This window comes from Aeromicrobium sp., from assembly GCF_014378035.1.
Taxonomy (GTDB): Bacteria; Actinomycetota; Actinomycetes; order Propionibacteriales; family Nocardioidaceae; genus Aeromicrobium.
In genome coordinates, this window is the sequence record NZ_JACMOM010000192.1 from 1 (window position 1) to 12660 (window position 12660).

The 12660-nt window shown below is 66.7% G+C and carries 13 protein-coding genes, 2 tRNA genes and 2 pseudogenes; 8 read left to right on the plus strand and 9 right to left on the minus strand.

Going from position 1 to position 12660, the window contains the following annotated elements:
* Window positions 1-398: pseudogene (locus H7290_RS09970) on the minus strand (hypothetical protein); the annotation flags it as partial.
* Between the two features lie 94 nt (window positions 399-492).
* On the opposite strand from H7290_RS09970, the gene H7290_RS09975 reads away from it, so the two are divergent.
* A tRNA-Arg gene (locus H7290_RS09975) sits at window positions 493-569 on the plus strand.
* Between the two features lie 39 nt (window positions 570-608).
* Here the strand turns inward: H7290_RS09975 and H7290_RS09980 are convergent.
* The 3 genes from H7290_RS09980 to H7290_RS09990 form a co-directional block, all read right to left on the minus strand.
* Complete coding sequence (locus tag H7290_RS09980; protein WP_290513866.1) at window positions 609-1016, minus strand: hypothetical protein; 408 nt, start codon at window positions 1014-1016, stop codon at window positions 609-611.
* An 84-nt stretch (window positions 1017-1100) separates the two neighbouring features.
* A complete protein-coding gene (locus H7290_RS09985; protein WP_290513867.1) occupies window positions 1101-1895 on the minus strand; it encodes a hypothetical protein in 795 nt (264 codons plus the stop codon).
* Window positions 1896-2100: 205 nt separating this feature from the next.
* Window positions 2101-3123 carry a glycoside hydrolase family 26 protein gene (locus H7290_RS09990; RefSeq protein ID WP_290513868.1) on the minus strand — a complete coding sequence of 341 codons (1023 nt, stop codon included), beginning with the start codon at window positions 3121-3123 and terminating at the stop codon, window positions 2101-2103.
* Between the two features lie 190 nt (window positions 3124-3313).
* Between H7290_RS09990 and H7290_RS09995 the strand changes: the two genes are divergently transcribed.
* Together H7290_RS09995 and H7290_RS10000 are read left to right on the plus strand one after the other, a co-directional pair.
* Window positions 3314-3694, plus strand: a complete 381-nt coding sequence (locus tag H7290_RS09995) for a CrcB family protein (RefSeq protein ID WP_290513869.1) — start codon at window positions 3314-3316, stop codon at window positions 3692-3694.
* On the plus strand, window positions 3691-4047 hold the full coding sequence (locus tag H7290_RS10000) for a CrcB family protein (RefSeq protein ID WP_290513870.1): 357 nt from the start codon (window positions 3691-3693) through the stop codon (window positions 4045-4047). Before H7290_RS09995 ends, H7290_RS10000 begins: the two co-directional genes overlap by 4 nt.
* Window positions 4048-4088: 41 nt before the next feature.
* On the opposite strand, the gene H7290_RS10005 is transcribed toward H7290_RS10000, so the two are convergent.
* Entirely contained in the window at window positions 4089-4853 is a 765-nt protein-coding gene (locus H7290_RS10005; protein WP_290513871.1) for a thioredoxin domain-containing protein, read from the minus strand.
* A gap of 147 nt (window positions 4854-5000) precedes the next feature.
* Here H7290_RS10005 and orn point away from each other — a divergent pair, with 147 nt between their 5' ends.
* Both orn and H7290_RS10015 read left to right on the plus strand, forming a co-directional pair.
* On the plus strand, window positions 5001-5612 hold the full coding sequence (gene orn, locus H7290_RS10010; RefSeq protein WP_290513872.1) for an oligoribonuclease: 612 nt from the start codon (window positions 5001-5003) through the stop codon (window positions 5610-5612).
* A 61-nt stretch (window positions 5613-5673) separates the two neighbouring features.
* A tRNA-His gene (locus H7290_RS10015) sits at window positions 5674-5749 on the plus strand.
* Between the two features lie 73 nt (window positions 5750-5822).
* On the opposite strand, the gene H7290_RS10020 is transcribed toward H7290_RS10015, so the two are convergent.
* The 3 genes from H7290_RS10020 to H7290_RS10030 all read right to left on the minus strand — a co-directional run bounded on the left by H7290_RS10020 (window position 5823) and on the right by H7290_RS10030 (window position 9618).
* Entirely contained in the window at window positions 5823-6572 is a 750-nt protein-coding gene (locus H7290_RS10020) for a DUF4097 family beta strand repeat-containing protein (protein WP_290513873.1), read from the minus strand.
* Window positions 6565-8325 (minus strand): glycerol-3-phosphate dehydrogenase/oxidase, encoded by a 1761-nt coding sequence (locus tag H7290_RS10025; RefSeq protein WP_290513874.1) that lies wholly within the window; start codon window positions 8323-8325, stop codon window positions 6565-6567. The genes H7290_RS10020 and H7290_RS10025 overlap by 8 nt, the downstream gene beginning before the upstream one ends.
* Window positions 8326-8430: 105 nt before the next feature.
* Entirely contained in the window at window positions 8431-9618 is a 1188-nt protein-coding gene (locus H7290_RS10030; protein WP_290513875.1) for an FGGY family carbohydrate kinase, read from the minus strand.
* Window positions 9619-9647: 29 nt separating this feature from the next.
* Here H7290_RS10030 and H7290_RS10035 point away from each other — a divergent pair, with 29 nt between their 5' ends.
* On the plus strand, window positions 9648-10310 hold the full coding sequence (locus H7290_RS10035; RefSeq protein ID WP_290513876.1) for a histidine phosphatase family protein: 663 nt from the start codon (window positions 9648-9650) through the stop codon (window positions 10308-10310).
* Between the two features lie 52 nt (window positions 10311-10362).
* On the opposite strand, the gene H7290_RS10040 is transcribed toward H7290_RS10035, so the two are convergent.
* Complete coding sequence (locus H7290_RS10040) at window positions 10363-11343, minus strand: pirin family protein (protein WP_290513877.1); 981 nt, start codon at window positions 11341-11343, stop codon at window positions 10363-10365.
* Between the two features lie 118 nt (window positions 11344-11461).
* Between H7290_RS10040 and H7290_RS10045 the strand changes: the two genes are divergently transcribed.
* Both H7290_RS10045 and H7290_RS10050 read left to right on the plus strand, forming a co-directional pair.
* Complete coding sequence (locus H7290_RS10045) at window positions 11462-12457, plus strand: ATP-binding cassette domain-containing protein (protein ID WP_290513878.1); 996 nt, start codon at window positions 11462-11464, stop codon at window positions 12455-12457.
* Window positions 12454-12660 (plus strand): annotated as a pseudogene (locus H7290_RS10050) (ABC transporter permease); the annotation flags it as partial. The gene H7290_RS10045 and the pseudogene H7290_RS10050, both read left to right, overlap by 4 nt.

Here is a 12660-nt window from a genome sequence, read left to right on the forward strand (position 1 = left end):
GCCGGCTCCTCCGTGAGCGGTGCAACGATCGAGGCCATGGTGTCGTCGGTGAGGTTGAAGGTGTTCTGGATGAAGATCTGGAGGCTGAGGGCGATGCTGGCGGCAACGACACCGCCCCACACGAAGGCGGCGAACTTGTAGCGGCGCGGCTCCGGCTCGTAGCGGTCGAGCCACCAGTAGGCCATTAACAACAGCGGCAACGGGATGAACGCGTAGAAGACCGAGAGGCCCGCCCCGGCAGGGTCACCCGCGCTGAGCGAGATGGCAGTACCACCGGCCACGCCGGCGATCGCGATGAGGATGAACAGGATCAGCAACGGGGTGCGGCCACGCTGACGGATCGTCTCGCGATATTTGGGGAGTGTGGCAGGGATCTGGCCCCCAGTCACGTCTGTCACCCGCAAATCGTAGGGCATGGCGCTCCCCCGCGCCGGGGATGCGCGACCGCGTCGACGTCCGCCGATAGGCTGGAGCTGGGCGTGAGAGCCCAGGGCGCCCGTAGCTCAGACGGATAGAGCAAGAGCCTTCTAATCTCTAGGTCGCAGGTTCGAATCCTGCCGGGCGCGCCAGATGACCTCCCAAGAGATCTCTGGTGGGAGCCAAGACGGTCATTGCTGGATGTCGTCGTTCGTGATGACCGTGATGGGCAGGCCGAAATGCTGGAGTCGATGTGCCAGGTCCAGGTGGAGCCGGGTCGCAAGGCCGTGAGGAGCAACCGCCAGGATGATCTCATCGATCGGCTCGCTGAAGAGCGTCTCCTCGATCGCATCCATCGGGTCGTGGCGTACCGAGACCGATCCGAGCACCCGCCCGCCAGCGGCGACCTCGAGCTCAGGGAGCGCGCTGAGGAGGACCTGTTCGGCTTCCCGTGCCTTTTCGTGTCGCTCTGGATGTAGCAGGTGAAGTTCGGCCTGTGCTGGATTGGGCACGATGACGCGGAACTGGACCGCGCCCACATCTGCTCGGCGTTGCATCGCAAGAATTAGTTCTGGGGGTGGTTCTGGATGGTCGGTCACGATGAGGACACGAGTGATTCCATTCGGATGCATGACGAGTACCGCTTTCTCTGAGAATCTGGCGAGCTTCAGCTGTTGGTGGAACTACGTGCGGGGCTGGTGAACCGTGTCGGTACGGTCCGCTTGGGTCTTCGTGAGATAGATGACGACCGCAAGGATGGTGGCGAGGAACACGAGGCTTGTGCCGAACGTGCCGAGGCCCAAACCTCCGTCGCCGCGTGGAGAAGCGAGGAAGTCGCCGATGTTGGCGCCGAGCGGACGCGTGAGGATGTACGCGAACCAGAACGACAAGACTGGGCCGGCTCCCATCTTCCAGGCCGCGAGCACAGCGACGATCAGGCCCAGGGGAAGCAGGATCGCTATGCCGGGAGACCAACCGGTCAGTTCGAGGGTCCAGTCTCCTGCGGCAGTGCCAAGCGCGAAGGTCACGAGAACAGTGAGCCAGTAGAACGCCTCACGCGGGGTGGTGACGATGGTGTGGATCGAGAGCGTCCTCTCTCGGAAGTACCAGATCCCGAAGACGACGGCCAGCAGCACGCCGAACACCAGCGTGCTGACCGCCAGCGGGACGCCGCGTGCATCAGTGAGGTTGTCGGTGAGAAGCGTTCCGACAACGCTGACAAGAACCACTGCGAGCCAGTAGATGCCGGGCACGTATCGGTTTCGGCGGAACTGCAGAACAAGCACGACGACGAAGCATGCTGAAAAGACGACGGTGGTGTTCGTGAGGCCGAACCCCAGAGTTTCGTTGATGTAGTCGGCGAAACTTTCCCCGACAGTGGTGCACAGGATCTTGATGATCCAGAAGTACACCGTCACTTCCGGCACCTTGTTCAACATCGGATGGGTCACGGCGGTCATTTCGGAGGGTTTCACCATGCGTCCAAGTTTCGAGCACGCCACCTGATCACCACCTGAACAGACTGATCCGACGTGTCTGACGCCATCACGTATGCGCGCCGGTCTCGTCGATGCGGTCGCGACGGATCCGGTTACTGTCCGACCTGGTCGGACACGGTCTGTGTCGCCCTCAGGTGTGACCTGTTCGGGGACCTACGAACTAGGGATCAGAACGAACTGGGGATCAGAACGTGCGGGCGCCCGCAGCCCACGCGTTCAGCGAGGCGTCGGAGCTGTCGACACGCCAGTCAGCCTCCTTCAGGAGCGAGAACCATGTGACACCGCGAACCTCGGGATGAGCGTCGAGCCAGGCCCACATGTCCGAGATCCATGCGGCCTTGTCACCACCGCCGTTTTCTGGCGCTGCGGTCTCGGTGACGTGCACCGGGCGCGTGGAGAGCGAGTCGAGCTCGGCGACGCCGGGTCCGAAGATGTCTCCGAAGGACTGCCAGCTCGACCACGGCTGTGTCGTACCCCAGTTGTAACCGTCCAGTCCGACCCGGCCGACGTAGGTGTCGCCGGGGTAGAGCGAGGCGAGAGGTGTGGAACCCGCGTACGGGACGTTGACCGACCAGCTCCAGGTCACGTTCGTCACCTTGGCACGGCGGAACACGTCCACGACGTGCCGCCACGCAGCTACGTAGTCGTCCGCGGTGTTGCCGTTGGTGCCCGCGGCCCAGGGGTACCAGCCGCCGTTCATCTCGTGCGCGAAGCGGAGCACCAGGGGCTTGCCCCACGTCTTGATTTGCTTGGCCCACCGGGCGAGGTAGGCATCGTGGTCGCCGGCAGTGATGCGGTCGAGTGCGTAGGCCGGCTGGCTGGTTCCACCGGAGGGGTCCCAGGGTTCCCACGTGAGCTCCGGAACTGCGCCGGCGGCGGCGATCCGCGACGCGTCGGCGGGGGGGAAGTCTCCCCCCTTGGCCCATGCCGCGTAGAACGTGACCTGGTCGATGTCCGCGCCGGTCTTCGTCTGGAGCGCCAGCACCTCGGACAGGTCGGTCGGTGCGCCAGCGACTGCGAGCCCTACCGTGCGCTGCTCGACCGGCGGAGGTGTGGTGCTCGTCGGCCGCCCCGCCCAAGCCGATGGGGCTACGACGAGGGCGATGGCCACGCCAACCACGAGAATGGCGACGAAGGCGCGACGCGGGTTCAGCTGATTGTCCGGCTGCTCGACCGGCGTGTGATTCCTGGGGCTGGAGATCCCCATGTTCGTTCTCCCAGTGGTTGCGATCTTGGGAAGGTGCGGTACACGTGTTTCGCAGGAACCTATCCCTTCAGACGCTGAACACCAATTCCGGCGACGTCGGAGACGTTTCAGGGCTGCTCCACCTGAAGCGACTCCGTGCCCTCGTGACGGTGGCAACCGGGCCCAGCCTGCTGCACGGTCTAATGGGAGCGTGAAGTCATGTGTGACCGTGGCGCTCGGCGGTGCCCTCGGGACGCTGACCCGGTACCTCGTCGACGAGGGCCTGGCCGATCGCTTGTTTCCCGTCGCCACCTTCCTGGTCAACATCACCGGCTCGTTCGCGCTCGGCGCGCTCCTTGCCACGCTGCTGGTCCGTGACGGCGGCGCGTCGCCACGCCACCCGCTCCGCCTGCTGCTCGGCACCGGTTTCCTCGGCGGTTACACGACGTACAGCGCGCTCGCCGTCGAGACCGACACCTTGCTGCGCGGCGACCACCTCGCCCTTGGCCTCTCGTATGCCGTCGGGTCCGTGCTCGCCGGACTCCTGGCCGCACTCGCCGGTGTCGCCGCAGCCCGGTCGGTGCTTCGATGATCGCCCTGTGGCTGTCGCTCGCCGGAGGCCTGGGCGCGGGCGCCCGCTACTCGCTGGACGCGTGGATGCGTCCTCGCGTGTCGTCCCGGTTCCCGTGGTCGACGCACCTGATCAACGTCTCCGGTTCATTGCTGCTGGGGCTGCTCGTCGGACTCGGTGCGAGCGACACGTGGCACACGGTCGCCGGCACAGGTTTCCTCGGCGGCTACACGACCTTCAGCACCGCGAGCGTCGAGACCGCACACCTGGCGCTCGATCGGCGCCTCGGAGCAGCGGCCGCGAGCGCGATCGGGATGCTGGTGCTCAGCGTGGGGGCAGCGGCACTGGGCTACGCCATCGGACTCACCCTCTGACCTCAGCCTGACCGGCCCCTCGGACGAAGGACGAGCTGCGGCTAGGCCTTCTTGGCGGCGGCGATGGCCTTCTGCAGGTTGGCCACGGTGGGTGACGCGACTGTCTTGCCGTTGACGAGGATCGTCGGCGTCGCAGACACCTTGGCGTCACGCGAGGCCTGGGTCGCCTTGTCGAGCCACGGGACGTACTTCTCGGACTTGATGCACGCATCGATGCCGGTGACACCGGCCTGCTTCGCAAAGTCTAGGAGCGAGGTGTCCGGCAACCCGTTCGTGCCCTCCTTGGGCTGATTCGCGTAGAGGATGTCGTGCATCTTCTTGTAAGTCTTGATGCCGCCCTTGTCGAGCACGCACATCGCGGCGCTGCCCGAACGGCTGGAGTACTTGTTGCCGTTGCTCGAGTCGTCGAGGAACGAGATGGGTCGGTACTCCATCGTGACCTCGCCCTTGTCGACGAGGTCGGCCAAAAAGGCACCGCTCTGCTCCTCGAACGAGCGGCAGGCGGGGCACTGGAAGTCCTCGTACGCGGTCACGGTGACGGGGTTCGTCGCGGCAGTGCCCGTGACGGCCTTGGTGGAGTAGAGGACCGAGTAGTCCTTGGTGCTGTTGGCCGGCTGGATCACCTCGCTGACGGTCGAGTTCTTGTCGCTCGTCGACTTGATGGCATAGCCGCCGACCCCGATGAGGACGATGACGACCGCGACGATGGCAATCGTGATGACGTTGCGCTGCTTGCGATCGGCCTTCTCCCGCTCCTTGCGCATCTGCTCGGCTCGGGCGGCACGCTGCTGGCGTTCGTTGCTCACTGCTGTCTCCTGTGTCGGGCGGTCACCACTCTGACCAACGCGGCGCGATGATTGAAGGTTCCTCACGAGGGTACCGGCCGCGGCGAAGCCCGGCGGAGCGCGGCGTCGCGGGATGCACTGCCTCAGTGGAGCAGTAGTGTGCACGACGTGAACGACAAGCTGGTGTGGATCGACTGCGAAATGACCGGACTCTCCCTCGAGGCGGACGCGCTCGTCGAGGTGGCCGCGCTCGTCACCGACTTCGACCTGAACGTCCTGGGCGACGGTGTCGACCTCGTCATCAAGCCGCCCCAGGCGGCGCTCGACCAGATGGGCGACTTCGTCAGGCAGATGCACACGAGCTCCGACCTCATCACCGAGCTCGACGCCGGCCTGTCGCTGCGCGAAGCCGAGGAGCAGGTGCTGGCCTACGTCCGCGAGTTCGTGAAGGAGCCGCGCAAGGCGCCCATGGCCGGCAACACGATCGGCACGGACAAGGCTTTCCTCGCGCGCGACATGACCGAGCTCGAGGGCTGGCTGCACTACCGCGTCGTCGACGTCTCCTCGATCAAGGAGCTCTCACGACAGTGGTTTCCGCGGGCTTACTTCGCCGCTCCTGCCAAGGCCGGCCACCATCGCGCACTCGTCGACATCCAGGAGAGCATCGAGGAGCTGCGCTACTACCGCAGAGCCGTGTTCACCCCAGATCCGGGCATCGACACCGAGACTGCGAAGGCCATCGCTGCCGAGGTCACCGGATCGGTCACGGGCCCGGTCTGAACCCGCTCGGGCCTGCGTTAGACTTGGCGTCACCGTGTCGGGCGCATGCTCGGCACGCGTGGTGGGTGTAGCTCAGTTGGTAGAGCACCGGCTTGTGGTGCCGGTGGCCGCGGGTTCAAGCCCCGTCATCCACCCCACGGAAGCCCCCGTTCCGCAAGGATCGGGGGCTTCGTCGTGCCGGGTACCTGTTCGGGCGTCTCGCTCAGGTGGCTAGCTCGGGCTGAGTCGGATGTTGCCGCTGCCGGTCGTCGCCCGGATGAAGCCCTCGCCATTCTTGTCCGAATCCATCGTCGAGGCGACCGTGCCCGACTTCGACCTCGCCGTGATGTCGTAGGTCCGCCTCCCCGTCGGGATCGACGCCATGATGTCCCCGTCGTCGGTCGTCGCCTTGAAGGCGAACGGCTGGTCGGCGAAGACCGCGCTGATGTCACCTGACCCGGTCTGGGCGGAGAACTCATCGACTGACAGGCCGTCCACCTTGACGTCACCGCTCGACGACGACACCGTCAGCACGCCTTCTTGGATGTCACCCGCCCTGATGTCGCCCGATGCGGTGTTGACGACGAGGGGCAGGCCCTTGGGCACCTCGAGCACGATCGACACGCCGCACCCGGGCGAGAGCCAGCTCTGGCACCCCGACTCCGCCTTGATGACGTCGCCGCGTCGGCCCAGGCGATAGCTGGTCTTGCGAACCCCGCTGGTGACCTTGGCGACGAGCTTGACGACGTCAGCGTCACCCTCCCTGACCGTGATGTCTGCCGATGTCGCATCGACGATGATCTGCCCCGAGTCGCCGAGATCGACGACGCTTGTCGACACCTTTGTCTCGCGCATCAGGATCGAGGCCCCGATCACGAGCCCCGCCACGACCACCACCACGACCAGGGTTCCCACGACCGTGAGGAACGTGCGCGACGCGGGCGAACGGATGTCGTAGTCGGCGACGGTCTCCTCAGCCATCAGTCACGGGCCGCGCGGCATCGGCCGCCTTCGTTGAGATCGGAACCACGTCCTCGGCGCCCATACGGGCTGCATCAGCCGTCGCGTCGTCGGGCATCGTCTGGCTCTCACGCTCCGCCGCGACCCGCTTCAGGTAGTGATCGACCTCGTTGTCGCTCTGGGCCGCAGTCCACCCGAGAACGCCACCCATGAGCTGGGCCACCTCCTCGGCGACGTCGGTGCCACGGTCGAAGGTCTCGATCGAGATGCGGGTTCGGCGGGCAATGGCGTCGTCGAGGTGACGGGCCCCTTCATGGGATGCCGCGTAGACGATCTCGGCACGCAGGTAGTCGTCAGCGCCGCTGAGCGGCTTGCCGAGATCGGGCCTCTCGGCAACCAGGTCGAGCACCTCATCGATGAGGGAGCCGTAGCGGTGGAGCAGGTGCTCAATGCGTCCCACCCCGAGACCCGAGGTCTTCGAGATCTGGTGCCGCTGGTTCCACAACGCCTCGTAGCCGTCGGCGCCGAGCAGCGGGACGTCCTCGGTCACCGAGTCCGGCGCGTGCCGGTCGAGCTGGGTGGCCATGCCGTGCACCGCAGCGTCGACGGCATCCTTCGCCATGATCCGGTAGGTCGTGTACTTGCCGCCGGCGACGACGACAAGACCCTTGACGCTCGTGCCGACCGCGTGCTCGCGGGACAGCTTGCTGGTGGCTTCGTCCTCGCCCGCCAGCAAGGGACGCAGGCCTGCGAACACACCGACGACGTCTTCGTGCGTCAGCGGCTCGATGAGCACTGTGTTGACGTGCTTCAGCAGGTAGTCGATGTCGCTGCGACTCGCGGCAGGGTGGTCCTTGGACAGCGACCAGTCGGTGTCGGTCGTGCCGATCATCCAGTGCCGGCCCCACGGAATGACGAACAGGACGGACTTCTCGGTACGCAGGATCAGGCCGGACTCGCCCCGGATGCGGTCACGGGGCACCACGAGGTGCACGCCCTTGCTGGAGCGGACGTGGAACTGGCCGCGCTCGGAGGTCAGTGCCTGGGTCTCGTCGGTCCAGACCCCGCTGGCGTTGACGACCTGCTTGGCGAGGATGTCGAACTCCTTGCCCGACTCGAGGTCCTTGACCGTGGCACCGGTCACCCGGTCGCCCTCACGCAACAACCCGATGACGCGGGTGCGGCTCGCGACGTGCGCCCCGTAGGCCGCGGCGGTGCGGGAGAGGAACATGGTGTGCCGGGCGTCGTCGACCTGACCGTCGTAGTACTGCAGCGCACCGATCAGCGCGTCCTTCTTGAGCGCAGGCATGAGCCTCCTGGCGCCGCGACGAGTGAGGTGGCGGTGGTGCGGCACCCCGCGGGAGCGGCCCGAGAGAAGCGCCATCGTGTCGTACAGGGCGACCCCCGACCCGGCGTAGAACCGCTCCCAGAACCGGTGCGTCAGGGGATACAGGAACGGCACCGGATGTACGAGGTGCGGGGCCAGCTTGTCGAGGAGCAGGCTGCGCTCGCCCAAGGCCTCGGCAACGAGGCGGAAGTCGAGCATCTCGAGGTACCGCAGACCGCCGTGAATGAGCTTGCTCGACCGGCTGGACGTACCGGAGGCGAAGTCGCGCGCCTCGACCAGTCCGACGGACAGGCCGCGGGTCGCCGCATCGAGCGCCGCACCTCCGCCCACCACCCCGCCACCGATGACGAGGACGTCGAGCGGCTCCGACGCCATGGCGTCGAGAGCGGATTGGCGGTTCTGTGGAGAGAGTGCAACCGATCGCATACCTGCAGTCAATCAGTAGGCCGGTGAGCGCAGCGACTCACAGAGCGACGACGCGCCTCGCTCCACGTCGACGCACCCGTGCACCGGCTCGTGACCCCTGCCTGTTCAGGTGGGTTCCCAGCGTGCCGACTCGTTCCAGCTGGCGACGAGATCGTCGGTCGTCGACCAGCTGCCGACGGCAAGACCCGCCGCACAGGCGGCACCGAGCGCCGCCGCCTCCGCCACGACCGGGCGGACCACCGACACCGCCAGGACGTCCGCCTGGATCTGCATCCACCGCTCGTCGGACGTCACGCCGCCAGCAACCCGCATCGTGGTCGGGTCGAGGTGCGCGGCAACCACCATCACGTCAAGCAGGTCCTTGCTCTCGTGGCAGATCGCCTCGATCTCGGCCCTGTCGGACATCGGGACGGGCCGCTGCGACTCGGTGGCGGCAATCGACCCCTCGAGCGCGTAGACGGCCGGCCGGTCACCGAGCTTGTAGGCGACCGTCGTGATCAGCCCACGCGTCGCCCCCACGATCTCGGAGCCTGTGTTGAGCATCAGGACGTTGCCAGTGTCCATGCCGGTGCCGTAGATGTTGCTGAGCGCGCCGGGCTCGAAGCAGACCTGGCCGACCATCGTGGCCTGCTGGTCCGCGAGGTCACCGGCAACGGCCACCTCGCCGCCGAAGGGGCCGTCGGCGACGGTGTGTCCGTAGACCTCTGATGAGGACCTGATCTGCGGCAGCATCGACGCCGGTATGCCGAGCAGGTCAAGCAGGTTGCCGTCCCACGCGAGGGTCTCGAGGTCCATCAGCATCGTGTGGCTCGCATTGGTGACATCAGTCAGGTGCAGGCCGTCGTCAGGACCGCCGGTGAGCCACCACATCAGCCAGCTGTCGATGGTGCCGAAGATCGCATGCCCGGCCTCGGCGTCGGCGCGGACCCCGTCGACGTTCTCCAGGATCCACTGGATCCTGCCCCCGGCGGTGACGCGAGTGTCCCGCCACACGATCGCGTTGTAGTAAGGCTCCCCCGTGCGCCGGTCCCACACCACGGCGGTCCCCCGCTGGTTGGTGATGCCGATCGCGGCGAGGTCGGGAGCCGTCACTCCCGCCTTGCCGAGTGCGCTGCCGATGACGTCCTGCGTCGCCTCCCAGATCTCGTGCGGGTCGTGCTCGACCCAGCCGGCGCGGGGCAGGATCTGCTCATGCTCGAGCTGGTGCCGGCCGATCTCGTGTCCTTCGAGGTCGAAGATCATGAACCGCGTGCTCGTCGTGCCCTGGTCGATCGCGCCGACGTGTACAGCCATGCGCGCGAGCCTATCCGTAGGCTCGGAGCATGCGTCTCATCCTGATCCGACACGGCCAGACCCCCGCGAACGTCGACGGAGTGCTTGAGTCGACAGTTCCGGGACCTGGTCTCACCAAGCTCGGTGAGCAGGAGGCTGCGGCTCTGCCCGTCACGTTGGCGCACGAGGACATCGGCGCGATCTTCACCTCCACGCAGGTGCGTTCGCAGATCACCGCTGGGCCGCTGGCCCAGGCAAAGGGACTGTCGACCGAGGTCCGCGACGGGCTGCGGGAGATCGACTCCGGCGACCTCGAGGGTCACACCGCCCGCGAGTCGGTCATCCGCTACGTCTCGACCTTCCTGAGCTGGATCGACGGCGACCTCGACGTCCGCATGCCCGGCGCCGAGAACGGTCATGAGGTTCTACGCCGCTACGACGAGGTGATCGCCGAGGTCGAGGCCCTCGGCCACGGAACGGTGGCGTTCGTGAGCCACGGCGCGATCATCCGCGCGTGGGTTGGCACCCGCACCGTTGACGTCGACGCCGAGTTCTTCCGCACCAACTACGTGGCCAACACTGGCTACGCGGTGCTCCACGGGTCGACCGCGGAGGGCTGGAGGCTGGAGTCGTGGCAGGGCGGAGGCATATTCGACCCCGCGCTCGTCATCCCCGAGGACGACAGCCCGGCCGCCCTGACGACTGACGCCTGAATCTCTGGGTGTCTGAGTCTCTCAGTCTCTCAGTCTCTGGGCGTCCGAGGCGTCAAAGCATCTCCCCGTGCACGTCAGCGTGCGGTACGGCCGGGATGGAGCCGAGGCGGCCTTTCTGGAAGTCCTCGAAAGCCTGCATGACCTCGGCCTTGGTGTTCATCACGAACGGCCCGGCCCACGCAATCGGCTCGCGGATCGGCAGGCCGCCCAGCAGCACGACCTCGAGAGCCGGGTGCCGGTTGTCCTGCTGCTGGTCGGCACCGACCGTGATCGTCTCACCGTGGCCCAGCACCGCGAGCTGGCCCGAGCTGACCGGACGACGGCCGCGACCAACGTGACCGGACCCACTCATGACGTAGACCAGGGCATTGAAGTCGGTGCGCCACGGCACGGTCATCTCCGCACCGGGCGACACCGTCGCGTGGACCATGGCCATCGGCGTATGGGTCGAGCCCGGACCCTCCACACCATCGAGAGTGCCGGCGATCACCCGCAGCAGCGCGCCGGCATCAGGGGTCGAGGCCAGCCCGACGTCGGCTGCCCGGATGTCCTGGTAGTGCGGCGGGAGCCACTTGTCGGCCTTGGGCAGGTTGACCCACAGCTGAAGGCCGTGGAACGTGCCGCCCTTCGCCACGAGCCACTCCGGCGGGGTCTCGATGTGCAGGAGGCCGCTGCCGGCCGTCATCCACTGGGTGTCGCCGTCGGTGATCGACCCGCCACCGCCATGGCTGTCCTGGTGGTCCATGACGCCGTCGACCATGTAGGTGACGGTCTCGAAGCCGCGGTGCGGGTGCCACGGGGTGCCCTTGGGCTCGCCGGGCTCGTACTCGACCTCACCCATCTGGTCCATGTGGATGAACGGGTCGAGCCGTGCCGGGTCGACACCGGCGAAGGCGCGGCGAACGGGGAATCCCTCGCCCTCGAACCCCTGGGGGCCCGTGGTCACGCTGATCGGCGCGCGATCCTCGGTCTGCGTCGGCGCCGCGATCACGCGGGGCAGGACGGTCCAGTCGGCAACGGTGACGGCAGGCATGATGCTCTCCTTATTGCTTTTGGTCTTCAACAACACACAACAGTATAGTTCAACATTAAATTAGTTTTACATATTCCGCAGTCTCCATCTGACCGCAGTTCTCGCTAGGCTGCTGACCATGGCAGACGAGCAGCATGACGGCAGACAACCCCGTCTGGAGGCAGCCATCCGGGCGACCGGACTCGTCAAGAAGTACGGCGATGTCACCGCGCTCGACGGCGTCGACATCACGGTGCCGACCGGCACGGTCCTCGGTCTGCTGGGCCCCAACGGTGCGGGCAAGACCACTGTCGTACGCATCCTCACGACCCTGCTGCGGCCCGACTCCGGCACCGCCGAGGTTGCCGGCATCGACGTCCTCGCCCACCCCGCCCAGGTGCGCGGACGTCTCGGCCTGTCGGGTCAGTACGCCGCCGTCGATGAGTACCTCACCGGGTTCGAGAACCTCGACATGATCGGGCGGCTCTACCACCTCGGCCGCAAGCGGAGCCGCGAGCGGGCTCGCGAGCTGCTCGCCCAGTTCGACCTCGAGGACGCTGGCAACCGCACTGCCAAGACCTACTCCGGCGGGATGCGACGACGCCTCGACCTCGCCGGCTCGCTCGTTGCCGCACCGTCTGTCCTGTTCCTCGATGAACCGACGACCGGCCTCGACCCGCGCAGCCGCACCGACATGTGGTCGGTCATCCAGGACCTCGTCTCCGGTGGCACCACGTTGCTGCTGACCACCCAGTACCTCGAGGAGGCCGACCTCCTCGCCGACGAGATCGTCGTGATCGACCACGGCAGGATCATCGCCAAGGGAACGTCCGACGAGCTCAAGGGCCAGGTCGGAGGCGAGCGGCTCGAGATCACTGTCACCGATCCCACGACCCTCGAGGCCACCGGACGACTGCTCCAGCCGCTGGGCGTCGGGGCCCCCGAGCTCGCCGAGCAGCAGCGACGACTGTTGATGCCTGTCACGGGAGGCGTCTCGGTGCTGCGCGAGGCCCTGCGCCTGCTCGATGACAACGGCATTGCGGTCGACGACGCCGGACTTCGCCGACCGACGCTCGACGACGTCTTCCTGTCCCTCACCGGCCACGCCGCGCAACAGAAGAGAGAAGCCTCATGAGCATCGTCTCGACCATGGCCGACTCGTTCGTCGTCGCCCGGCGCAACCTGATCAAGATCAAACGGGTCCCCGAGCTGCTGGTCTTCACCACGCTGTCGCCCATCATGTTCGTGCTGCTCTTCGCGTACGTGTTCGGCGGCGCGATCGCCGGCCAGGGCAACGCGGAGGGCTACCGCGAGTTCCTCATCGCGGGCATCTTCGCC

What these genes read in the sequence shown, in the direction of transcription:
- H7290_RS10025 (WP_290513874.1), bottom strand. Translation starts at nt 8,325, where the DNA reads ATGCGATCGGTTGCACTCTCTCCACAGAACCGCCAATCCGCTCTCGAC.
- H7290_RS10030 (WP_290513875.1), bottom strand. Translation starts at nt 9,618, where the DNA reads ATGGCTGTACACGTCGGCGCGATCGACCAGGGCACGACGAGCACGCGG.
- H7290_RS10020 (WP_290513873.1), bottom strand. Translation starts at nt 6,572, where the DNA reads ATGGCTGAGGAGACCGTCGCCGACTACGACATCCGTTCGCCCGCGTCG.
- H7290_RS09990 (WP_290513868.1), bottom strand. Translation starts at nt 3,123, where the DNA reads ATGGGGATCTCCAGCCCCAGGAATCACACGCCGGTCGAGCAGCCGGAC.
- H7290_RS10040 (WP_290513877.1), bottom strand. Translation starts at nt 11,343, where the DNA reads ATGCCTGCCGTCACCGTTGCCGACTGGACCGTCCTGCCCCGCGTGATC.
- H7290_RS10035 (WP_290513876.1), top strand. Translation starts at nt 9,648, where the DNA reads ATGCGTCTCATCCTGATCCGACACGGCCAGACCCCCGCGAACGTCGAC.
- H7290_RS09985 (WP_290513867.1), bottom strand. Translation starts at nt 1,895, where the DNA reads ATGGTGAAACCCTCCGAAATGACCGCCGTGACCCATCCGATGTTGAAC.
- H7290_RS10000 (WP_290513870.1), top strand. Translation starts at nt 3,691, where the DNA reads ATGATCGCCCTGTGGCTGTCGCTCGCCGGAGGCCTGGGCGCGGGCGCC.
- H7290_RS10045 (WP_290513878.1), top strand. Translation starts at nt 11,462, where the DNA reads ATGGCAGACGAGCAGCATGACGGCAGACAACCCCGTCTGGAGGCAGCC.